This is a genomic window from Olleya sp. Hel_I_94 (assembly GCF_007827365.1).
Lineage (GTDB): Bacteria > Bacteroidota > Bacteroidia > Flavobacteriales > Flavobacteriaceae > Olleya.
Genome location: NZ_VISI01000002.1, coordinates 1,796,716 through 1,819,345 on the forward strand (window position 1 = coordinate 1,796,716; position 22,630 = coordinate 1,819,345).

Annotated in this window: 21 protein-coding genes and 1 tRNA gene; 18 read left to right on the forward strand and 4 right to left on the reverse strand. The window is 33.4% G+C overall.

Annotated features, from left to right (window positions below; genetic code table 11):
- The first annotated feature begins 23 nt into the window (after nt 1–23).
- The 5 genes from JM82_RS11250 (at nt 24) to JM82_RS11270 (ending at nt 5,096) form a co-directional block, all read left to right on the forward strand.
- Nucleotides 24–99: transfer RNA gene (locus JM82_RS11250), tRNA-Phe, on the forward strand.
- Between the two features lie 129 nt (nt 100–228).
- Nucleotides 229–702, forward strand: a complete 474-nt coding sequence (locus JM82_RS11255) for a nucleoside deaminase (protein ID WP_145003773.1) — start codon at nt 229–231, stop codon at nt 700–702.
- Between the two features lie 169 nt (nt 703–871).
- Nucleotides 872–2,281 (forward strand): FAD binding domain-containing protein, encoded by a 1,410-nt coding sequence (locus JM82_RS11260; protein WP_145003776.1) that lies wholly within the window; start codon nt 872–874, stop codon nt 2,279–2,281.
- Nucleotides 2,274–4,598, forward strand: coding sequence for a xanthine dehydrogenase molybdopterin binding subunit (locus JM82_RS11265; RefSeq protein ID WP_145003779.1), 2,325 nt, complete (start codon nt 2,274–2,276; stop codon nt 4,596–4,598). The genes JM82_RS11260 and JM82_RS11265 overlap by 8 nt, the downstream gene beginning before the upstream one ends.
- Before the next feature lie 123 nt (nt 4,599–4,721).
- Complete coding sequence (locus JM82_RS11270) at nt 4,722–5,096, forward strand: hypothetical protein (protein WP_198520015.1); 375 nt, start codon at nt 4,722–4,724, stop codon at nt 5,094–5,096.
- Here the strand turns inward: JM82_RS11270 and JM82_RS11275 are convergent.
- The 4 genes from JM82_RS11275 to JM82_RS11290 form a co-directional block, all read right to left on the reverse strand.
- Nucleotides 5,093–5,578 (reverse strand): nucleoside-triphosphatase, encoded by a 486-nt coding sequence (locus JM82_RS11275; protein WP_145003782.1) that lies wholly within the window; start codon nt 5,576–5,578, stop codon nt 5,093–5,095. The genes JM82_RS11270 and JM82_RS11275 overlap by 4 nt on opposite strands.
- A complete protein-coding gene (locus JM82_RS11280; RefSeq protein ID WP_145003786.1) occupies nt 5,575–6,582 on the reverse strand; it encodes a hypothetical protein in 1,008 nt (335 codons plus the stop codon). The genes JM82_RS11275 and JM82_RS11280 overlap by 4 nt, the downstream gene beginning before the upstream one ends.
- 86 nt (nt 6,583–6,668) lie before the next feature.
- Nucleotides 6,669–7,448 (reverse strand): xanthine dehydrogenase accessory protein XdhC, encoded by a 780-nt coding sequence (gene xdhC, locus JM82_RS11285; RefSeq protein WP_145003789.1) that lies wholly within the window; start codon nt 7,446–7,448, stop codon nt 6,669–6,671.
- Nucleotides 7,449–7,453: 5 nt separating this feature from the next.
- Nucleotides 7,454–8,695: a cation:proton antiporter gene (locus JM82_RS11290; protein WP_145003792.1), complete on the reverse strand. Its 1,242-nt coding sequence runs from the start codon at nt 8,693–8,695 to the stop codon at nt 7,454–7,456.
- A 139-nt stretch (nt 8,696–8,834) separates the two neighbouring features.
- Here JM82_RS11290 and JM82_RS11295 point away from each other — a divergent pair, with 139 nt between their 5' ends.
- The 13 genes from JM82_RS11295 (at nt 8,835) to JM82_RS11355 (ending at nt 22,614) form a co-directional block, all read left to right on the forward strand.
- Nucleotides 8,835–9,671: an alpha/beta hydrolase gene (locus JM82_RS11295; protein ID WP_261375360.1), complete on the forward strand. Its 837-nt coding sequence runs from the start codon at nt 8,835–8,837 to the stop codon at nt 9,669–9,671.
- Nucleotides 9,672–9,758: 87 nt separating this feature from the next.
- Entirely contained in the window at nt 9,759–10,094 is a 336-nt protein-coding gene (locus JM82_RS11300) for an arsenosugar biosynthesis-associated peroxidase-like protein (protein WP_090838001.1), read from the forward strand.
- 56 nt (nt 10,095–10,150) lie between these two features.
- A complete protein-coding gene (arsS, locus tag JM82_RS11305; protein WP_145003799.1) occupies nt 10,151–11,206 on the forward strand; it encodes an arsenosugar biosynthesis radical SAM (seleno)protein ArsS in 1,056 nt (351 codons plus the stop codon).
- Between the two features lie 39 nt (nt 11,207–11,245).
- Nucleotides 11,246–11,932, forward strand: a complete 687-nt coding sequence (locus JM82_RS11310; RefSeq protein WP_145003802.1) for a DUF2064 domain-containing protein — start codon at nt 11,246–11,248, stop codon at nt 11,930–11,932.
- Between the two features lie 41 nt (nt 11,933–11,973).
- Complete coding sequence (locus JM82_RS11315; protein ID WP_145003805.1) at nt 11,974–15,168, forward strand: SusC/RagA family TonB-linked outer membrane protein; 3,195 nt, start codon at nt 11,974–11,976, stop codon at nt 15,166–15,168.
- A 10-nt stretch (nt 15,169–15,178) separates the two neighbouring features.
- Complete coding sequence (locus JM82_RS11320) at nt 15,179–16,624, forward strand: SusD/RagB family nutrient-binding outer membrane lipoprotein (RefSeq protein WP_145003808.1); 1,446 nt, start codon at nt 15,179–15,181, stop codon at nt 16,622–16,624.
- A 3-nt stretch (nt 16,625–16,627) separates the two neighbouring features.
- A complete protein-coding gene (locus tag JM82_RS11325; RefSeq protein ID WP_145003811.1) occupies nt 16,628–17,962 on the forward strand; it encodes a sodium:solute symporter family transporter in 1,335 nt (444 codons plus the stop codon).
- A complete protein-coding gene (locus tag JM82_RS11330; RefSeq protein ID WP_145003814.1) occupies nt 17,947–18,774 on the forward strand; it encodes a metallophosphoesterase family protein in 828 nt (275 codons plus the stop codon). Before JM82_RS11325 ends, JM82_RS11330 begins: the two co-directional genes overlap by 16 nt.
- 5 nt (nt 18,775–18,779) lie before the next feature.
- Nucleotides 18,780–19,301, forward strand: coding sequence for a rhodanese-like domain-containing protein (locus JM82_RS11335; protein WP_145003818.1), 522 nt, complete (start codon nt 18,780–18,782; stop codon nt 19,299–19,301).
- Nucleotides 19,301–19,924 carry a TIGR04282 family arsenosugar biosynthesis glycosyltransferase gene (locus JM82_RS11340; RefSeq protein ID WP_145003821.1) on the forward strand — a complete coding sequence of 208 codons (624 nt, stop codon included), beginning with the start codon at nt 19,301–19,303 and terminating at the stop codon, nt 19,922–19,924. The genes JM82_RS11335 and JM82_RS11340 overlap by 1 nt, the downstream gene beginning before the upstream one ends.
- A complete protein-coding gene (locus tag JM82_RS11345; RefSeq protein ID WP_145003824.1) occupies nt 19,905–20,717 on the forward strand; it encodes a purine-nucleoside phosphorylase in 813 nt (270 codons plus the stop codon). The genes JM82_RS11340 and JM82_RS11345 overlap by 20 nt, the downstream gene beginning before the upstream one ends.
- A 56-nt stretch (nt 20,718–20,773) precedes the next feature.
- Entirely contained in the window at nt 20,774–21,655 is an 882-nt protein-coding gene (locus JM82_RS11350; protein ID WP_145003827.1) for a sterol desaturase family protein, read from the forward strand.
- On the forward strand, nt 21,652–22,614 hold the full coding sequence (locus tag JM82_RS11355; RefSeq protein WP_261375362.1) for a DUF547 domain-containing protein: 963 nt from the start codon (nt 21,652–21,654) through the stop codon (nt 22,612–22,614). Before JM82_RS11350 ends, JM82_RS11355 begins: the two co-directional genes overlap by 4 nt.
- Nucleotides 22,615–22,630 lie beyond the last annotated feature (16 nt).

Sequence of the window (22,630 nt, forward strand, 5' to 3'; positions counted from 1 at the left end):
TGCACTCGCAATTTATTGCTACTGGTGCCTTAGCTCAGTTGGTAGAGCAAAGGACTGAAAATCCTTGTGTCCCTGGTTCGATTCCTGGAGGCACCACCACTAAAAACCCGATTCATCTGAATCGGGTTTTTTGGTTTAAAGAACTAAACCAAAGATTAATAATTCACTATAAAAAAGTAGTATATTAGCTAATGCTACATTTTTCAACTTAAAAATTTAAATTATAGTATGAGCAATAAAGATCAATTTATGAAAGAAGCTGTAAACGCAGCTTTAAAAGGAATGAACAACAACGAAGGTGGACCATTTGGTTGTGTCGTTGTTAAGGATGGAAAAATTGTAGGACGCGGAAACAATAAAGTAACCTCTACTAACGACCCAACTGCACATGCAGAAGTAACTGCTATTAGAGATGCTTGTAAAAATTTAGACTCGTTTCAATTAGATGGGTGCGAAATATACACCTCTTGCGAACCTTGCCCAATGTGCTTAGGCGCGATTTACTGGGCTAGACCTGACAAAGTATATTACGGAAGTAATCAAGTAGATGCTGCCAATATTGGTTTTGATGACGAATTTATTTACAAAGAAATCCCATTACCATACGCAGAAAGAAGTATCCCATTTGAGCAATTAGCGCGCGAAATAGCTTTAGAGCCTTTTCAAGAATGGACTAAGAAAATTGATAAGACAGAATACTAAATAAATAATGACGTCAGTTCGAGTGTTTCGGTTTTTTACCGAAATGTATCGAGAACCTTTAAAAAAAAGCTTCTCAATACAAAATTCCAAAAAAGGAATTGCACTCGAAGTGACGACATCATTACATTTTTAATTCATTTATAATTAAAAAATCAATTAAACGTACAACATGATAACCTTCATCCTAAATAACAAAACCATAAAAACCTCGGAACATTCCGGAACCACTTTATTGGATTTTGTGCGTTATCAACAACGCTTAACAGGGACAAAGATTGGTTGTCGCGAAGGAGATTGTGGCGCCTGTACCCTTTTAGTAGGAACACACAATGGTAACACAATGGAATACCAGAGTATTACCTCATGCATTTCTCCTTTAGGAAATGCACATGGCAAGCACATTGTTACCGTTGAAGGTACAAATCTTAAAGACAAATTAACCACTGCCCAAGAAGCCATGAAAGCAAATTACGCCACACAATGTGGATTTTGCACACCTGGTTTTGTGGTTGCCTTGACAGGATTTGCATTATCAAATTCGGATAAAAATTACACTAATGCAATTGACGCTATAAGCGGAAACATTTGCAGGTGCACAGGATATAAAGCAATTGAAAAAGCAGCACATCAAGTTGTAAAAAAACTAGACAACAACACTAACACCACGTTTGATTGGTTAATTGAAAACCAATTTATTCCTGAATATTTTAAAAGCATCCCACAACGTTTAAAAGATATTGAAACTAAAGATTTAAATCAACCAAAAGGGAAATTTGTTTCTGGAGGTACGGATTTATATGTCCAAAAAGCGGATTATTTAGCAGATAACGCTGTACATCTAATAGCCGAAAAGGAGTATTTAAAAGGAATTACTATTGAAAATGGTATTTGCACGATTGGAACCAACGCAACAGTTTCAGATTTATGGAATCATACGGAATTAAATAGTATTTTACCAAACTTAAGAAACCACTTAAAGTTAGTTTCTTCAGAACAAATTAGAAACATGGCTTCGCTTGGAGGGAATTTAGTAAACGCCTCGCCTATTGGAGACATGACTATCTTTTTTCTCTCGCTTGATAGTAATATTACAATATTAAATTCCGAAGAAAAAGAAAGAACCATTGCACTCAAAAACTTTTACAAAGGGTACAAAACTTACGATTTAAAAGACGACGAACTTTTAAAGCGCATTCAATTTAAATTACCAACAGAACAGTCATTTTTCAATTTTGAAAAAGTGTGTAAACGGACACATTTAGATATTGCTAGTGTCAATTCTGCAATACATCTTTCAGTTGAAAACGAAACGATATCAGAAGCGCATGTTTCCATTGGAGGTGTTGCTGCCATTCCAAAATACTTGCATGAGACCTCAGCCTTTTTAGTTGATAAACCATTGACTTTAGACACTATAATTGAAGCTAATCAAATACTTCAAAATGAAATCAGTCCAATTAGTGATGTGCGTGGGACAACTGACTACAAACGTTTGTTAGGACGACAATTATTTTTTGCTCATTTTACAACGTTATTCCCAAAGCAATTCACCTTAAACGATTTTGTACAGCATGCATAAAAACAAGCCAAATAAAGTATTAGACACTAAATTAGATGCTGTTTCAAAATCATTAAAACAAAGCATCAAAAACTTAGACTCTTACACGCATGTCCGTGGAGAATCATTGTATGTTGACGATGTTAATATTAGACAAGGGACATTTCATGCGGTTGTGTTTGATTCGCCAAAAGCGCACGGAAAAATAAAAAGTATTGATTATTCTAAAGCAGAAGCACTAGAAGGTGTACAACGTATTTTTACTTATAAAGATGTTCCTGGAGAAAATGAAATTGGTGGTATTATTCCAGACGAACCTTTATTTGCAGAACACGACGTCCATTTCTGGGGAATGCCCATTGCGTTAATTGTTGCAGAGTCAGAATTTATTGCTCGAAAAGCACGAGATTTAATTAACATTGAAATAGAAGACTTACCAGTCATTACTACAGCAAAAGAAGCCAAAGCGAAAGGCAGCTTTATTAATGCACCACGTTCTTTTAGCTTAGGAGATACAGAAAAAGCATTTGCAAATTGCGACTATATTTTTGAAGGTGAAACATTCTCTAACGGACAAGAGCATTTATATATCGAAGCACAAGGTGCTTATGCAGAACCTTTAGAAAACGGAAACATAAAAGTAACATCATCTACACAAGGTCCAACTGCTGTGCAAAAAACAATTGCTAAAGTTTTGGGCATTGCAATGCATAAAATTGAAGTTGATGTAACACGACTTGGAGGTGGATTTGGTGGAAAAGAAGATCAAGCAACACCTTGGGCTGTAATGGCAGCTTTGGCTGCGCACCATTTAAACCAATCTGTAAAACTGATTTTAAATCGTCATGACGATTTACGCATGACAGGAAAACGTCATCCTTATGAAAGCACATATAAAATTGGACTCTCAAAAGACTTAAGAATTATAGCGTATCAAACCGAGTTTTTGCAAAACTCTGGTGCAGCTGCAGATTTATCTCCTGCAATTGCAGAGCGCACTTTGTTTCATGCCACCAACAGTTATTACATACCTAATGTAACAACAAAAGTGTTGAGTTGTAAAACCAACTTACCGCCAAACACAGCATTTAGAGGATTTGGAGGTCCACAAGGTATGTTTGTAATCGAATCTGCTATTGCAAAAGCTGCTAATGAAATAGGTGTACCAACACGAACAATTCAAGAAGCAAATTTGTTAGATGAAAACGACACGTTTTCTTATGGACAAATTGCAAAAAAAGTAGAAGCCAAAAACACATGGCATTCTGCTAAAAACATATTTAATATTGAAGCTTTAGAACAAGCGGTTGAAGACTTCAATAATAACAATACAAGTTTCAAAAAAGGAATAGCGTTTATGCCCATTACTTTTGGTATTTCGTTTACAAACACACCAATGAATCATGCACGTGCATTGGTTCATATTTATTTAGACGGAAGCGTTGGTATTAGTACTGCTGCTGTAGAAATGGGACAAGGTGTAAACACCAAAATGATGCAAATTGCTGCGGATGTGTTTTCTATTCCTATTGAAAAAATCAAAATAGAAACCACCAATACAACGCGTGTTGCCAATACGTCGCCTTCTGCTGCAAGTTCTACCGCAGATTTAAACGGAAAAGCAACCTTGATGGCTTGTAATGCTTTAGTTGAAAGATTAAAAATTGTGGCTTCGGAAGACTTAAAAGCTCCAATAAAAGACATTACTTTAAATGAAGAATCTGTTTATATCAACAATAAAAAATCAGCTTTAACTTGGACAGAGCTAGTCAGCAAAGCCATGTTAAAACGTGTTGCTTTAACTGAAAACGCACATTATGCGACTCCCGAAATTCACTTTGACAAAACCAAAGAAAAGGGTCACCCTTTTGCTTATCATGTTTACGGAACCGCAATTACAACAACCACTATAGATTGTATGCGTGGTACTTATGAGTTTGACAGTGTGAAAATTGTACATGATTACGGAAAAAGCATGAGTGAAGGTATTGATTTAGGTCAAGTAGAAGGCGCCTTAATACAAGGTATTGGCTGGATGACAATGGAAGAAATTGCTTATAATAAAGAAGGGAAATTATTATCAAATGCACTTTCCACCTATAAAATTCCTGATATCTTTTCTGTACCAAAAACAGTAGAAGTGATTCCTGTAGAAACTGAAGGAAACGACATGGCTATATTAAAATCTAAAGCTGTTGGAGAACCTCCTTTAATGTATGGGATTGGTGCTTATTTTGCACTTCAGAATGCTATAAAAGCGTTTAATCCAAACTATAATTTAAAATTTCATGCACCAATGACTCCTGAAAAGGTATTAACTGGTTTATACCAAAAATAATTAAGCCTTATCGCACTACATTACAAAACACAAAACATCTTAAAAGGCGCACTAATTTATAGTGCTGGAGACACAATAGCAGCTTTAATTGTTGACGAATTTTCATGGCACAGATTACTAGGAATGGCATTTGTTGGCGCCACTTTTTACGCGTTTGAAATCCCTAACTATTTTGATTGGATAGTAAAAAAAACTAAAGATTTAAAAGGTGCACGCGCTGTATTATCTAAAACGGGTTTAGCCATAGCATACTTTAATCCACTTTGGGTTGCAAGACACTTATTGTTTATCAAATTGTTTTCGGCTCAATTTAATGCCATTGGATTTAACCTTATCCAAATTGCCTTTTGGTCCTTTTTGGTAAATATTCCTATTTCGTTTTTAGCAAATTACTTGATTCAAAATAGATTTAAGTTAAAATGGCGTTTTTTAGGAAGCGCAATATACTCGGCAATAATGGCGATTTATTACGCTTTAGGCGAAACTATTTTTAGTTAGATTAAATGTTCTAAATCTTCTGTAGTCAGAATAGAACATTCAGTTATCCCATAATGCTCCAAAACAGCATCCAACAAATAATCTCTGACTACCAAAATAAGATGTGTGTTATCTTTAGATTTAAACTGAGAAATCAAAGCTTTGTTTGAGACATGCAAGCCTTCATTTTTTAATTCTAACTTTCCAATTTCATCAATAATTAAATATTGACGTTCTGTTTTAGAAGCTTCTAGAATCAAATAGTCATTAGCTTCATTAAAAGCCGATTGCAAAAATTTAAAATTCCCTATTGCAACAATAGCTTCGGTTTCAGCTTCAGCTTCAAGCTTAAAAGTCGATTTACTTTTTAATTTCAGAAAATAGCGTTTACCGTTAATATCATCGGGACACAATAATCCATCAACATCATTCTTGTTATTAGACCAATCTAACAACGCTGTAGTCTTCCCTGATCGTATTGCTCCCGTGAGGATATAAATCATTCCGTAGGCGTTTTAAAATGAATACAGTTAGAAATACTATTCGCCATAAAAAACTTAAATCGGTTAAAACCTTTTAAATGCTGCGTTTGTTTCCAAGTATAAGAAATAATCTGCCTAAAATAAGGAAACAAATCCATCGCGTTTGTTATTTCTTGTTGATATTTAGATTCTTTTTTACTTAAGTATTTCTGAACCACTTTTAATAAAAAAGGACCAATTACTAGATACCAAAGCATTAAAATAAGAAAACTACGAAACACGATATAAATAGCCTTTTGCCACCCAAAAAGAGGACCTCCAAATATTGAAAACCCTAAAACAATTAGGCCAACCGTAATTAGCCACACCCAAACAACTTTGGTTTTAAAGGGTAATTTTCGTTTAGTGTTCTCCGATGCTTTTGGCATTGTATCTAAATAAAAATCAACCTCCGGTTTTCTTGATATTATCTTAATAATACTTTTAATAAATAAACCGGCTAATAGTCCACAAACTCCATATATCAGAAGATATAACGTCACTAAAAAAGATGTGGTAGACGTTTCTGAGACAAAGTCTAACTTTTTCTGAACCCATGAGCCATAAATATTAATAGCTTCCCAAAGACCAGTACCATAAACCACTGTTAGCACTATTAGTTTTTGCAATGCGGACTCTAAAAAAGTCACCATTCCTAAAACCAAAATCACAACACCTTTCCAAGAAAAGTTAGAAAATAAAAACGCACCAAAAAGCGCTTGAAAACTGACTGCAACATAAGCTCCGAATGGAGAATATGGACTTACTGCCATTTTAATAATCAAGACAATAACCAATGCTTTTAAAATAGCTTGCCATTTATTTTTAGCATAAAAAGCAATTAAGCTAATTAACAATATTGAAACACCACCAACAATCAAACCTGTGAATGGCGAATTAAACACATGCAAAAAACCACCCAAACCAGACTCATTTAAAGCCCAAAGCGCAGTTAATTTATCTATGATTGATTTGTTTTTTTTCATCTTTAATTGCTGCAATAATAGCCATTCTTTTACTTACAAGACACTTCGTAATCTCATAGAGGGAATATTATCATCAAATCTTAGTATTAATTAGCTAAGCTTTTATAATGCACTTGTAGTAATTGTGCAACAACACTTATAGCAATTTCTTTTGGTGTATCACCTCCAATGTCTAAACCAATAGGGCAAACGACATTAGTCATACCTTCAGGAATATTCATCTCTTTAATAAGCATATTGTTAAATCTGACTTTTTTAGTTTTACTGCCAATCAACCCCAAAAATTTAGTTTGATTTTGTAACGCCATTGCTATAACATCAAAGTCAATTGCATGATTATGTGTTAACACTAAAACGTAGCTGTTACTACCCCATTTTACAACCTCCTTAAACGTTTTGAAATCAGTTTCGTTAGTTTGATGTATTGTAATACTTGCGTCTAAATCTAAATTAGAAAACCAGTCGTCTCGAGAATCTATAAGATTAACTTTAAAAGGCGTGTCTACTAAAAGTTTGCAGATTTCTACTCCAATATGTCCTGCTCCGAATAAAAATAACTCTGGCGATTGATTCATAGGTTCTATAATAAATTCGACTTTCCCGCCACAGCACTGCTCAAACTCCGGTCCTAATGTGTAACTAGATTCTATAATTCTGTTGTCATTAATAGCAATTAATGCTTCGTCAATAGCTTTAAACTCTAGCTTCCCTCCGCCTATGGTTCCGTAAATCTGTTTGTCTTTAGTGACTATCATTCTAGAACCAACAACGCAAGGTGTTGACCCTAGACATTTGGAAACAGTAATAAAAGCAATAGGTTGTTGTTTTGCCTTAAAATCAGATAATAGACTAATCCAGTTTTGCATAAAGGCTATTTAATTTCTAGTTTTTTAACCAATTTACCAACGGTCATTCCTTGTATTAATATAGAAAAGACAACCACAACATAAGTAATTACCAAAATTAAATCACGCTCCATAACTTCTGTAAGACCTAAAGCCAACGCTATAGATATTCCACCGCGTAATCCTCCCCAAGTCATAATTAGGTTGGTTTTTGGCACAAAGTCTAACTTGTTTTCAAAGAATTTTATTGGTATTAACAACGAAATATATCTACAAACCAACACTAAAGGAATGGCTAATAAACCAGCAGTCAAATACTCAAATTTAAAGGTTAGCACTAACATTTCCATTCCTATTAAAACAAACAGAATGGTATTTAAAAGAATATCCAATAACTCCCAAAACTTATCGACATAGGTTTCTGTTGTTTTCGACATTGCACTATCTCTAACCGTATCATTCCCAACCACCAAACCAGCGGTCACCATTGCTAAAGGCGCTGATATATGCAGCTTTTGTGCTAAAACAGTTCCTCCCATAACAGCAGCTAGGGTTATAATAACTTCAATATCATAATCGTCAATAGACTTCATTAATCTATACGTAATCCAGCCCAAAATCAAACCTAATGCAATCCCTCCAAGCACCTCAACACCAAACAGCTCCACAACTTCTAAAGCACTAACATTTTCAATACCTAAATCGGCAATTTTAAAAATGGTTAAAAATATAACAACACCAACACCATCGTTAAAAAGGGATTCTCCAACAATTTTAGTTTCTAATTTTTTAGGCACACCTGCCTTTTTTAATATACCCAAAACAGCAATTGGATCTGTTGGCGAAATTAATGCACCAAACAATAAACAGTATATAAAATCTATATGTAAGCCTATAATTGGCAATGCATAAAACATAGCACCACCAACTAAAAATGTCGAAATCAAAACACCAAAGGTCGCAAATGCAAAAACAGGCCAACGCTGTACTTTAAGCTGCTCAAAATTAGTATGTAAAGCACCTGCAAACAGCAAAAAACTTAGCATTACGTCTAATAGAACACTTTTAAAATCTATTTGTGTAATTATAAACTTCTCTGCGTTTAGTAAAGTATCATCAAAATAACTTAATGCAAAAACCCCTAATGTAAACACAATGGTAATTAACATTAAACCAATGGTATTAGGCATTTTTAAAAACCGCACATTTATATACCCAAAAATGGCAGAAATAAGTACTAATATTGATGCAATCACAAAATAATCCATAGAAATATATTTATTGCTAAATTAAAATATTTAACATAAAAATCTGTTATTTGGCAAAATTTAGATTATTATACGTGTTATGAAAAACCTATGCATACTAGTTATTGTATTAACCTTTTTTTCCAGTCCAGCTCAAAACATGAAAACTTACACCTACGCCACAAAAGGATTAGACACACTTAAATTAGATGTTTACACGCCAGAAAACATTAAACCAACAGATAGCTTACCTGTTGTCATTTGGATGCATGGTGGCGGATTTTCTAGTGGTGGACGTAATGGTATTGACGAGTTGAATATCGTTAATGCTGCCAATAAAAATGGGTATATTGGAGTATCGATAACATATAGATTATTAAGAAAAGGAACAGATACTGGCTTTAGTTGCAATTGTAGTAAAGAAGACAAGATGTTCACCTTTAATCAGGCAGTTATCGACTTTTTAGATGCTACTAATTTTATCTATCAAAATAGCAAGATGCTACAAGTAGATACAACAAAAATTATTGCAGCAGGAAGCAGTTCTGGAGCAGAGACAGCACTACATGCAGCATTTATGCGACGTTTTTTTATTTCAGATTTAAGCATGTATCAAGACATTAAATTTGCAGGAGTAATTGGTTTTTCTGGTGCATTTCTGGACATAGACCACTTGACTATTGACAATGCAATACCAGTAGCACTTACACACGGTACGGAGGATCAAGCTGTACCCTTTGGCAGTGCTCCACACCACCACTGTAAACCAACAAAACCTGGTTATATTATGTTACATGGTGCCAAAACTATTACCGAAAAATTAGACACTTTAGAAAGTTCCTACTATTTAAATCTTGTCAAAAATGGAACTCATGATGCAGCTAATGTACATCCTGAAGATCTTGACGATATCTTTTATTTTTTGAATAAAACAGTCCTTAAAAACGAAGTTATTCAAACCAAAAAATACACCTTACCAAAACCTACTATCTATTAATTTATCATAAATAACAGTACTTTTGTTAGTACTACTAAAACTTTACGACAAAACGGTTTTAGATTTATATCTTTAAAAAAAATCATGATGGCAAAAACATATTACGATCCAGCGGATCTAAGAAAATTCGGAAAAATAACAGAATGGAATGAAGAACTTGGAAACAAGTTTTTTGACTATTACGGAAAAGTATTTGAAGAAGGCGCTTTAACTGCTCGCGAAAAATCATTAATAGCATTAGCTGTTGCACATACTGAGCAATGCCCATATTGCATTGATGCTTATACCAAAGATACCTTACAACGTGGTATCACAAAGGAGCAAATGATGGAAGCCATACACGTTGGTGCAGCTATAAAAAGTGGTGCAACTTTAGTTCATGGTGTACAAATGATGAATAAAGTAAACAAATTAGACGGTTAAAATAAAACCAATTTGGTATTACTTACGTAAGAATTACAAACAAGACAAATTGATTAATGGCAACAAAATCCCTTAAAAAATTAGGTAGCGATTTAGCAAAAAGCAATAAACAACTAGAGATATTATCTGGCGGAATTTTTGCTGATGGCGAATTACCAACTTTCAAAGATAAAATTTCTGAAACTAGTCAATTTCCGCTTAAAGCGAAAAAACTAGAAATACTTCAAATTAACGTTGGTTACATGTGTAATCAAGTGTGCGAGCATTGTCACGTAGATGCAGGTCCAGACCGAAAGGAAATTATGACCCAAGAGACTATGCAACAAATATTGGATGTTATTAAAACGACAGGTGCACATACTTTAGATCTTACAGGAGGTGCTCCAGAAATGAACCCAAATTTTAGATGGTTTGTAGAAGAAGCTTCAAAAATTGGAATTAAAGATTTTATTGTACGTTCTAATTTGACCATTATTCGTGCTAACAAAAAGTATTACGATTTACCACAGTTTTTCAAAAAGCATAATATTCATGTTATAAGCTCAATGCCACATTGGACAAGAGGAAAAACGGACAAACAACGTGGGGAAGGTGTGTTTGACATGTCTATAAAAGCATTGCAAGAATTAAATGCTGTTGGTTATGGTATGCCAGGAAGCGATTTAAAATTGGACTTGGTTTACAATCCTTCAGGAGCCTTTTTACCTGGCGACCAAATGGCTATGGAAAAAGATTTCAAAAAAGCTTTGATGGAAGATTTTAGCATTCAGTTTCATAACTTATTTGCAATTACAAACCTACCAATTGCTAGATTTTTGGACTTTTTAATAGCTTCAGAAAACTACGAAGATTATATGTACTCTTTAGTCGAAGCTTATAATCCTGCTGCAGTAGCAAACGTCATGTGTACTAATACATTGTCTGTAAGTTGGGATGGTTATTTATTTGATTGCGATTTTAACCAAATGCTAGAATTGCCTGTAAACAGTAAATCTAAACACATATCAGACTATAAAACCGAATTACTTGAAGGTAGAAACATTGTAATTTCACAACATTGTTATGGTTGCACTGCAGGAGCAGGAAGTAGCTGTCAAGGTGTTGTTGCTTAATATAAAACTAACTTTTTTCGCTGTCGCGGAAATCCATAAATGAAGACTAAAACTGCCATTTTAATTTTTTCTAATTCTGCTAAAGAGGATGCTAAACGCAAATCTTTTGCTGATAGTCGGTTGTTTGAAACACTTACAAACGAGACTATTAAAAAAGTTAAAAAAACAGGATTACCGTTTTTTCATTTTACCGAAACAGAGCAACAAGGTTTAAACTTTGGTGATCGTTTTACAAATGCTATTCAATCGGTTTTTGATAGAGGTTTTACTAATGTTATTTCTATAGGAAACGACACACCACATCTAAAAACCAAGCACATAAATGATGCTTACCAAAAACTAAACAACAATCAGTTGGTTTTTGGACCATCAAAAGATGGCGGATTTTATTTAATGGGTTTAACCAAAAACCTATTTAATGCTAAGCAGTTTAAAAATTTACCTTGGCAAACTTCAGCTTTAAAAAGCACTACATTACAATTCTTATCTTCGACTAAAATCACTTTTAGTACGCTTGAAACCTTAGACGACATCGATTCGTTTAAAGACTTAAAAGCTATTTTAAATAGTTATAAAACGGTTTCAAAAACACTAAAAACTATAATACTACAGCTTTGTATTTCCGCGAAAGCGATACTTAAACACATAGCATTACAATACCTATTATTACCACAACAATTACCTTTTAACAAAGGGTCTCCTAAATTAGTTTACACCAACCACTAGTGGCTTTTAGCCAATTTTATACTGAAACTAATTTAATTTAAATGAAACACATTTACTTATGTGCTTTGCTTCTTGTTTGTACATTTAGCGTTGCACAAACTACAATTACTGGTACTGTAACAAGTGCACAAGATGGACAAACTTTAGCATACGTTAATATTTTAGCAGACCAAAATAACGGAACAATATCCGATAACAGCGGTTATTATTCTATTACAATTTCTGAGAAAACGGAAACCTTAACATTCTCATTTATTGGTTACCAAACACAACAAATTGCAATTAATAATCAATCGGTTGTTAATGTTATTTTAGAAGAAGACACCTCTAATTTAGACGAAGTGGTTATAACTGCTTTGGGTCTAGAACGAGATACAAAAGAACTTGGATATGTGGTACAATCTTTAAAAAGTGAAGGTTTAACCGAAGTCAAAACGGTTAACTTTATTGATAATCTTGCTGGTAAACTTGCAGGTGTTACAGTCTCTCAAGGTGCGACAGGTGTTGGATCGTCTTCAAAAATAACGATTCGTGGTGAAGCCTCATTTTCTAACAATAATCCTTTATTTGTAGTGGATGGTGTACCAATTAACAACAATACTGTTTTTAATTTTACTAACGAAGCTGCTGCTGGTTTTCAGGAAATAGATTTTGGAAATGGAGCTATGGAAGTTAATGCAGACGATATCCAAGAGGTTTCTGTATTAAAAGGTCCGAGTGCTGCTGCTTTATATGGTACGCGTGCATCCAACGGAGTGATTGTTATTAAAACCAAAGATGGTAAAAAAACCAAAGGTTTAGGGATTAGCATTAACACGTCGTTATTTGTTGACAATGCGTTTAGATTACCAAAATTTCAAAATAGTTACGGACAAGGTAATTCTGGACAATTTGAATATGTTGATGGTCTTGGAGGCGGAATTAATGATAACATTACCTATTCTTGGGGACCACAATTGGATGCTGGTATTTACCTTCCGCAGTTTAATAGTCCGGTGACATTAGCAAACGGAACTATTGTACGTGGTGGAGATACTGCTTTATATTCTGGTGACGCTATTACACCAACCTTATTCCTGTCCAATCCTGATAACTTAAAAGATTTTTATCAAACAGGAATTACTACCATTAATAATATTGCTATTTCTAGTGGTTTTGATACTGGTGATTATAGATTATCGTTTACAGATTTAAGAAGCGAATCTATTATTCCTGGTGTAAATTTAGACCGACAAACTTTTGCTGCAAAACTAAATTTTGAGCCCACAGAAAAAACGACTATTTCAACCTCATTATCTTACACCAATTCTTCAAGTGATAACAGACCATCTAACGGTTATGGTAGCGAAAATGTAAATTACAGTTTGGTAGCTTGGGGACCACGAAGTCTTGATATTAATAGTTTAAAAAACTATTGGCAACCAGGTTTAGAAGGTGTACAACAATATAGTTTTAACTATACGTTTTTTGATAATCCTTATTTTATTTTATACGAAAACACAAATAGTTTTAATCGTGATCGTGTCTTCGGAAACGTTGCTATTACACATAAATTTACAGACCATTTAAATCTTCAGGTTAGAACAGGAATGGATTATTCGTCTGAAAAAAGAGTACTAAAACGTGCGTATTCTAGTAATCGTTTTCAAAATGGTGCTTACGCAGAACATGATGTGTTTTACAGAGAAGTTAATACCGATTTTCTATTAAATTACAATAATACGTTTGGCGATTTTAAATTAGATGCATCCATTGGTGGAAACCGATTAAACCAAACAGCATCAACCAAGCAATCACAAACGGTTAGTTTGGCACAACCTGGAATTTTTAATTTAAATAATGCTGCATCACCTATTGAAGTGTTTCAGTTTGAATCTAAAAAACGTATTAATTCCTTTTATGGAATTGCAAAACTGGGCTATAAAGATTTTCTGTTTTTAGACATTACTGGTCGTAATGATTGGTCGAGTGCTTTAGCAACACCTTTTTCGATGGATGGCACTTCTTTTTTCTATCCTTCGGCTTCAGCCAGTTTTATTTTATCTAATGTTACAGAGCTTCCTGAAGCTGTATCTTTTGCAAAAATAAGAGCCAGTGTGGCACAAGTTGGTAACGATACTAATCCATATCAAACTTCCGGAGCTTTTGTATCACAAACACCTTTTAATAGTCAACCTACTTTTAGTAATCAGGATTTTATTCCTAATTCAGAATTAAAACCAGAAAGCACCACTAATTACGAATTTGGTGCAGATTTACGTTTCTTGAAAGATCGTATTCGTTTTGACTTTACCTATTATAATGCCATAACTAAAGATCAAATAATTTCATTACCAATACCAATTTCATCCGGTTATGAACAACAAGTTGTAAATGGTGGAAAAGTAAAATCGACTGGTATCGAAATTATTGCTGGCTTAACTCCTATTAAGACGTCTAATTTTAAATGGAATACAACCTTCAATTTTGCTAAAAACAAAGCAACTATTGAAGAGTTACCTCAAGAAGATGGACGTTTAACTTTGGCTTACAGCCGAATTTATGATAGTGCCAATCAAACGGTTTGGTTTCAAGTTGAAGAAGGTGGACAGATTGGAGATATTTATGGTACAGGTTATAGTGTTAACCCAACTGGAGAATTTGTTTTAGATGACCAAGGTAATTACATCAGCAATAGTTTTTTGCAGAAACTTGGAAATTATAATCCAGATTTCACATTAGGTTGGAACAATGACTTTAGCTATAAAAATTGGACTGCAAGCTTTTTATTTGACTGGAGGCAAGGTGGCGAAATTGTATCAAGAACTAGCGCATTAGGTAATGTTGGAGGACAATTAGCCGAAACAGAATACAGACCTGACGAAGGTATTGTAGCAGAAGGAGTTAATGTTAATACAGGTTTACCAAATACTGTAGCTATATCTGCAGAAAGCTATTACAGACAATTTTATGACAGAAATCAAGAGCAAAATAACATCTACGATGCGTCTTACCTAAAATTGAGACAATTTTCTATTGGTTACAATTTTAAATTAAAAGAAGGCTTTTTAGGCTTAAAAGAAGGTGGAGACATTGCAGTGTCTTTAATTGGTAAAAACCTATTTGTTATTACTGAAAACCCACACTTTGACCCAGAACAATTAGCAGTACAAGGTAACGGTTTTGTTAGTGGTGTAGAAGATATGAGTTATGCCACATCACGCAGTTTTGGACTAAAAGCAAGTTTAAATTTTTAATAGACACATCATGAAAAACACATTATACATATTAAGCTTTTTTACGCTTCTTTTAATGACAAGTTGCACTAAAGACTTTGAAGACATAAATACTAATCCTAATACGCCAAACACAGTACAACCTAGTTTGTTGCTGCGTCAAGTTATTTATGATTTTGGAGAACAAATGAGTTATGAAGGTTTTGTTGCTGGAGATTTATTATCGCAACACAGGACTGCCTTAGATTTCAATTTATTTGACAGACACGCCTTAAAATCGCCACAATTAGGTGGAAATCCTTGGCCAATATTTTACACCAATTTACGTGATAACGAGATTATATTAACACAATCCAAAACCACCTCAACCTTTAAAGTCTATGAAGGTCCTGCTTTAATTTTAAAAGCATATATGGCAGCAGGATTAACAGATTTGTTTGGTGATGTGCCCTATTTTGAAGCCTTTAATGGAATAGAGGGAACCGTTACACCAAGTTATGACAGTCAAGAATCTATTTATTTAAATGAAGACGGGATATTAGATAACCTTGATAAAGGGATTGAAGCTATTACCAATTACGATTTAGCGATTCCGTTGGAAGGAGATATTTTATTTAATGGAGATTTAGACGCTTGGGTAAAATTTGCAAATAGTTTAAAATTGAAATATTTACTTCGTATTTCCGATCAAGTGGATGTTTCAACTGAATTACAAACCATATATAATGAAGATAATTATATTTCAGCTACAGCTGAAAATGCTATTTTCAACTTTACAAACACAGATCCAAACAGCTTTAGATTGGCTCAATTAAGAATAGGAGATTTTAATAATTTTGTTCTATCAGAAACCATGGAAAATATTTTAATTGACCTAAATGATGATAGAATAAGCACGTTTTTCAAACCTTTTGAAAACTCGTCTTCCAATCAATTTAATGGATTGATTAATGGTATTGATGCTTCATCAACATCAATTGCTTTGGCAGATTATTCGTTAGCTGGAAGTGCATTTAGAGAAGACACTTCGGTTTTAGATGCTAATTTTATAACCTCGTGGGAAGTTCATTTTATATTAGCTGAAGCTGCCTTAAAAGGGTTAATTAGTGCCAATGCACAAGAATTATATGAAACAGGAGTCGCACAAGCTTATGAGTATTGGCAAACCGATTTACCTGCAACGTACCTAACAACCAATGCTGCTTATAATGCACCTGGAACAACGCCTTTACAACAAATTATCACCCAAAAATGGATTGCTAATCTTATAAATGGCTATGAAGGTTGGGTAGACTACAGACGCACAGGTTTCCCTGAGTTTAATGCAATATCTGCAAGTTTAAACAATGGATTAATACCTGTAAGAATGCCTTATCCTGCAGAAGAAGAAGCTTTAAATGCCATAAACTATAATCAAGCAGCAAGTGCAACTAATGGTAACGATATTAACTTCCCAGTTTGGTGGGACCAAAACTAAAAAATGAGTACAGAAATTTGGCAATGGATTTTAGTAATAGCTTCAAGTTTAATCTTGTTTGCCTTATCACCTTATGCAAAAACCACTGCATCTTTTTTTAAAGCCAATCACAACAAAAAGTCGCCAAATGTTTTAGTCCTAACTGGTAGTTTAATAATCTCTTGGATTTTTGCTAAAAGCATTACTAATGCTGCTAATTTAGGATTAGATTTTGGTCTAGTTGGAGGTGTCGCTTATGCTGGATATTATTTAAGTTTTGCGGTTGCAGGATTACTAATTTATCAATTACGTACCAAAGGTGGATATACAAGTATTCATGAATTTTTAACTAGTAAATTTGGGAAAAAAGCGGTTGCTATTTTCACGTTTTTAATCATTATTAGATTATTTAATGAGGTTTGGAGTAATACCATGGTTATTGGCTCTTACTTTGGTGAAACCGGAAGTTCTAGCTATTACACTGCCATCATTGTATTTACATTACTAACATTAAGCTATGCTATAAAAGGTGGTTTGAGTAGCTCAATATTTACAGATGTGATACAAATGGTCTTATTTTCTGTACTATTAATCATTATTTTATATACTATTTTTTCAGTTGAAAATTTTAATACAAAAGACATTGTAAACTCTGGAACTTGGAGTTTTGAACTAGGTTTAAACCTGTTTTTTGCAGCCATAATACAATCTTTTAGCTATCCTTTTCATGATCCTGTACTAACTGACAGAGCTTTTATTAGTTCGCCAAAAGTGACTAGAAAAAGCTTTTTATGGGCTAGTTTATTAGGTGCTATTTGCATCATACTTTTTAGTTTAATTGGTGTGTATGCACAAACTCAAGGTTTAAAAGGACAAGCAGCTGTAGAGGTTGGAAAAGCATTTGGAGTTGTGGTATTATTAGTCATTAATTTTATTATGATTACCTCAGCAGCATCAACCTTAGATTCAACGTTTTCATCGTTTTCAAAATTATTAGCTGTCGATTTGGGATTAGGTAAAAGTCTAACATTTGGTAGACTAGCAATGGTAGCCATTGCTGTACTTGGTACAATCCCAATCTTTTTTAATGCCGAAATCCTTTCTGCCACCACAATATCTGGAACTATGGTCATTGGTTTAACACCAATATTTGTATTTTGGAATTATAAAGTGCCAAAAATCAGCTTCTATTTAAGTATTGGTTGTGGTATCCTTTTTGGATTTTTATTAGTATTCAAAGTGTTCCCAGAAGCTTTAATTTTTACAAAGGGTCGTTATTCAGATTTACTTTGGGTAAATGTTTGGGGCATTTTTAGTTGTAACCTTTTATATTTCGTTCCTAGATGGATAAAACAATAAATAATATAGGCACATTATCTGGTAAAGTCTTACTTTTTGGAGGCGTTTACAGTAATCTTCAAGCCTTAGAAGCACTTAAAGCTATTGCTGAACAGCAAAATATAGCTCCAGAGAACTGTATTTGCACAGGAGACGTTGTTGGCTATTGCGCACAACCAGAAGAAACGGTTCAGCTTTTAAAAATCTGGAATGCTAAAAGCATTTTAGGTAATGTAGAAATCCAATTAACTGAAGGTGAAGCAGATTGTGGTTGCGATTTTACAGAAGGCTCACGATGTGATGGATTTTCTAAACTTTGGTATCCTTATGCACAAAGCAAACTAAGTAAAAACTCGATAGCGTATTTAGCAACGTTTCCGGATCATATCTATTTTAATTATGCTAATAAAAAAGTAACCGTTGTCCATGGTGATTATTTTAATGTATCAGAATTTGTTTTTAAATCTACAGACTGGAATATTAAGGCAAAAACGATAGACGCAACCAAAAGCGATGTTATTATTGCTGGACATTGTGGGTTACCTTTTAGTCATGAGCAAGACAACAAATTATGGCTAAATCCAGGTGTTATTGGTATGCCTGCTAATGATGGAACGCCACAAGTTTGGTATGCCATTTTAGAAGAAATTAACGGTGAAATGAAATTTACCCATCATACGCTCGACTATAATTACAAGTTAACCAATAGCTTAATGAAAAATGGATTATTGCCAGAAGAATATGCAAGAACCATTATTACAGGAATTTGGGATAACACCGAGATTTTACCAGCTATTGAAAGTGGATTACAAGGTTTTGGACTTAATTTATAAATCACATGAAAACAGTATTATTAATTTTTATCAGTCTATTTACAGCACAAATATTTGCTCAAGACACTTTAGATGAGCTTTTAAAAAAACACAATAAAAATAGCGTTCCCTACATTACCGTTCAAGAATTGGCAATGCCAAAAACTGACGCTATTATATTAGACGCAAGAGAACCTAAAGAATTTGAAGTCAGTCACATTAAAAATGCGACGTTAGTTGGCTATGACTTTTTTGACATTAAAACAGTCACAGAACAATACACTAACAAAGATCAAAAAATAGTAGTCTATTGCTCACTTGGAATACGATCAGAAACGATTGCAAAAAAGCTAAAAGACGAAGGTTACACCAATGTACTTAATCTGTATGGTGGCATTTTCGAATGGAAAAACAACGATTTTATTGTAGTAGATTCCGAAGAAAAAGAAACAGAACAAGTCCATACCTTTAATGAAGAGTGGAGTAAATGGTTGACAAAAGGAGAACAAGTATTTGAAGTAAAACCTACAAAAAAGAACACTAAATAATGGCTCATAATAACCTAATAATAACCTTCACCAGAAACCCTGAGTTAGGAAAAGTAAAAACAAGATTAGCTAAGACTATTGGCAATATTTCCGCTTTAGCGATATATAAAAAATTATTAGAGCATACTGAAAGCGTTTTACAACAAATAGACTGTGACAAGGCAGTATATTACTCGGTTAAAATTAGAGAGAACGACCTTTGGAATACTGATATTTACCAAAAACACCAACAAATTGGTGACCACTTAGGTGTAAGAATGTCTAATGCATTTAAAACTGGTTTTAATTCTGGCTATACTAAAATAGTTATTGTTGGTAGCGATTTATATGATCTAAAACCCAAACATATTAATCAAGCTTTTGACGCTTTAGATAATAATGATGCAGTGATTGGACCTGCAATAGATGGTGGCTATTATCTTTTAGGAATGAAACAATTGCATCCAGCAATTTTTGAAAATAAATCTTGGGGAACCGAAACAGTTTTTGAAGACACCATGAAAGATTTAGTTAAGGAAAACGTATTTTTGTTAGAACCATTAAATGATGTTGACACATACGAAGATATGTCCAACAACCAAACCTTAAAAGCCTTAATTGAACATGATAAAGCAAATAAATAAAACCGTAGAATACCTAAAAGAAAAAGGATTTGATCAACCAGAAGTTGGTATTATTTTAGGTACTGGATTAGGAAAACTAACCGATGAACTTGAAGTTATCCAAGAGGTAAGTTATAATCACATTCCTAATTTCCCTACTGCGACTGTCGAGTTTCATAAAGGAAAATTAATTTACGGAACCTTAGCTGGAAAAAAAGTAATTGTAATGCAAGGTCGTTTTCATGTTTATGAAGGTTACAGCTTACAAGATGTTACTTACCCAGTTAGAATTATGGAAAAATTGGGCATCAAAACACTACTGGTATCTAATGCTTCTGGTGCTATTAATTTAAACTTTAAGAAAGGTGAATTAATGCTTATTGACGATCATATTAACCTACAAGGAAGTTCTCCTTTAGCTTTTAAAGGTGTTGCTGAGCTTGGTGAGCGTTTTGCAGACATGAGTGCGCCTTATGATTTAGACATAAATGCAAAAATTAAAGCTATAGCAAAAGCTAATAATATAAAATTACATGAAGGTGTTTACGCTAGTGTTGTTGGACCACAATTAGAAACTAGAGCAGAATACCGAATGCTTAAAATTATTGGTGCAGATGCAGTAGGCATGAGTACTGTCCCAGAAGTAATTGTAGCTAATCATTTAAATTTAAAGGTAGCTGCAGTGTCAGTTTTAACAGACGAATGCGACCCAAGTAATCTAAAACCTGTAGATATTGGTGAGATTATAGCTATGGCTAATCAAGCAGAACCAGATATGATTACGCTATTTAAAGGGTTGATAGAAAAACTATAACACGATGTAACTTTAGTTACATCAAAAAAGTAACTAAAAGGCTAATTTAGCCAGCTATGGAAAAGTATTTAGAAATAATAAAAAACGCCTACTTTGGCTATTGGAACTATTTAAAACACCAGATTATATTCCCAAATAATTGGGACAACTATTTTTATGGATTAATCATAATATCATTAGTTATTTGGGGTTTAGAAATTGTGTTTCCTTGGCGTAAAAAGCAATCTATTTTCCGTAAGGATTTTTGGTTGGATACGTTTTACATGTTTTTTAATTTCTTTTTACTAAATCTTATTGTATTAATAGCTTTATCTAATACTGCTGCAAGTTTTTTTGATGATATTTTAGGTGTTGTTGGATTATCAATTTCAAGTTTTCAACTGTTTGATGTAGATAATTTACCATTGTGGTTAGGACTATTTATTTTCTTTATAATTTCTGATTTTACACAATGGATAACTCACAATTTATTACATCGTTTTGAGTTTTTATGGAACTTCCATAAAGTACATCACAGTGTTAAAGAAATGGGATTTGCTGCTCATTTACGCTACCATTGGATGGAACCGGTTTTATATAAATCCATGTTATACATACCAATTGCCATAATTGGCGGTTTTGATGCGCAACACGTTGCAATAGTCCACTTTTTTGCAATAACTGTTGGACACTTAAATCATGCTAATTTAGGTTGGGATTATGGTGTTTTAAAATATGTATTTAACAATCCAAAAATGCACATTTGGCATCATGTAAAACACTTGCCAGAACACACAAAGTTTGGTGTTAATTTTGGTATAACGTTAAGTATTTGGGATTATATTTTTAAAACCAATTACATTCCGCATGATGGTCGTGATATCGAGTTAGGTTTTGAAGGCGACGAAACGTTTCCAAAAGATTTTATTAGTCAAGAATTATATCCTTTAAAAAAATGAAACAACTTTTAGCCTTAGCATTATTAGTCTTGTTTTGCGCTTGTAAAAGCACAAAACAAACTGTACCAAATACTCAAATAGCAACTAATACAATTAAAAAAGAAGCTATAGCTGAAATTAAAATGGATACTATCAACAAAACAAATGATAGTAGTTACATAATTAAAAAAGCAAAATACTTAATAACTGAAGATGTAAAAATTGCTGAATATGATCTTGTTGATAAACGACAAAAATTTATATCAAACAAAAAAGATTCAATTCCTAAAAATAACGAATTCAATCAGATTCTTACGAAAACAGAGCATTCTAACATTCATTTTTTATGGAATGAATTATTACAAAAACATGTTTCAGCTAACGGAAATGTAAATTATAAATCATTTAAAACAGATTATAAAAAATTACTAGAATACATAAATATTCTCGCGATACTAAAGTCTAAACCTGAATTTGATTCTATTTCCAGAGAAGAAAAACTAGCCTTTTGGATCAACGCTTATAATGCTTTAACAATAGATTTAATTATAAAAAATTATCCTGTAAAAAGCATAAAAGACATTAAAGACCCTTGGGAACAACGCTTATGGCAATTTGGTGACAAATGGTATAATCTTGAAGATATAGAGCATAAAATACTACGTAAAATGGACGAACCACGCATACATTTTGCTATTGTTTGCGCCTCTTACTCTTGCCCTAAATTACAAAACTCTGCATTTACAGCAGATAATTTAGAACAACAATTAACCTTGGCTACTCAAGAGTTTTTAAGTGATACAAACCGAAATGAAATCTCTGAAAACGCTTTAAAATTATCAAAAATATTTAAATGGTTTGATAAGGATTTTGAGCAAAACGGAAGTTTGATTGACTTTTTAAACAAGTACACAGCTATAACTATTTCAGCGAAAGCTAAAATTAGCTACAAAGATTACAACTGGGACTTAAATGACTAAAACCAACCTAATAAAA

Bases quoted from the DNA above. Each gene is read 5' to 3' on its own strand.
- JM82_RS11320 (WP_145003808.1), top strand. From the start codon at position 15,179: ATGAAAAACACATTATACATATTAAGCTTTTTTACGCTTCTTTTAATG.
- xdhC (WP_145003789.1), bottom strand. From the start codon at position 7,448: ATGCAAAACTGGATTAGTCTATTATCTGATTTTAAGGCAAAACAACAA.
- JM82_RS11350 (WP_145003827.1), top strand. From the start codon at position 20,774: ATGGAAAAGTATTTAGAAATAATAAAAAACGCCTACTTTGGCTATTGG.
- JM82_RS11310 (WP_145003802.1), top strand. From the start codon at position 11,246: ATGAAGACTAAAACTGCCATTTTAATTTTTTCTAATTCTGCTAAAGAG.
- JM82_RS11290 (WP_145003792.1), bottom strand. From the start codon at position 8,695: ATGGATTATTTTGTGATTGCATCAATATTAGTACTTATTTCTGCCATT.
- JM82_RS11355 (WP_261375362.1), top strand. From the start codon at position 21,652: ATGAAACAACTTTTAGCCTTAGCATTATTAGTCTTGTTTTGCGCTTGT.
- JM82_RS11255 (WP_145003773.1), top strand. From the start codon at position 229: ATGAGCAATAAAGATCAATTTATGAAAGAAGCTGTAAACGCAGCTTTA.
- JM82_RS11330 (WP_145003814.1), top strand. From the start codon at position 17,947: ATGGATAAAACAATAAATAATATAGGCACATTATCTGGTAAAGTCTTA.
- JM82_RS11300 (WP_090838001.1), top strand. From the start codon at position 9,759: ATGGCAAAAACATATTACGATCCAGCGGATCTAAGAAAATTCGGAAAA.
- JM82_RS11345 (WP_145003824.1), top strand. From the start codon at position 19,905: ATGATAAAGCAAATAAATAAAACCGTAGAATACCTAAAAGAAAAAGGA.
- JM82_RS11280 (WP_145003786.1), bottom strand. From the start codon at position 6,582: ATGAAAAAAAACAAATCAATCATAGATAAATTAACTGCGCTTTGGGCT.
- JM82_RS11315 (WP_145003805.1), top strand. From the start codon at position 11,974: ATGAAACACATTTACTTATGTGCTTTGCTTCTTGTTTGTACATTTAGC.
- JM82_RS11340 (WP_145003821.1), top strand. From the start codon at position 19,301: ATGGCTCATAATAACCTAATAATAACCTTCACCAGAAACCCTGAGTTA.
- JM82_RS11335 (WP_145003818.1), top strand. From the start codon at position 18,780: ATGAAAACAGTATTATTAATTTTTATCAGTCTATTTACAGCACAAATA.
- JM82_RS11260 (WP_145003776.1), top strand. From the start codon at position 872: ATGATAACCTTCATCCTAAATAACAAAACCATAAAAACCTCGGAACAT.
- JM82_RS11325 (WP_145003811.1), top strand. From the start codon at position 16,628: ATGAGTACAGAAATTTGGCAATGGATTTTAGTAATAGCTTCAAGTTTA.
- JM82_RS11265 (WP_145003779.1), top strand. From the start codon at position 2,274: ATGCATAAAAACAAGCCAAATAAAGTATTAGACACTAAATTAGATGCT.
- arsS (WP_145003799.1), top strand. From the start codon at position 10,151: ATGGCAACAAAATCCCTTAAAAAATTAGGTAGCGATTTAGCAAAAAGC.
- JM82_RS11270 (WP_198520015.1), top strand. From the start codon at position 4,722: ATGGCATTTGTTGGCGCCACTTTTTACGCGTTTGAAATCCCTAACTAT.
- JM82_RS11275 (WP_145003782.1), bottom strand. From the start codon at position 5,578: ATGATTTATATCCTCACGGGAGCAATACGATCAGGGAAGACTACAGCG.
- JM82_RS11295 (WP_261375360.1), top strand. From the start codon at position 8,835: ATGAAAACTTACACCTACGCCACAAAAGGATTAGACACACTTAAATTA.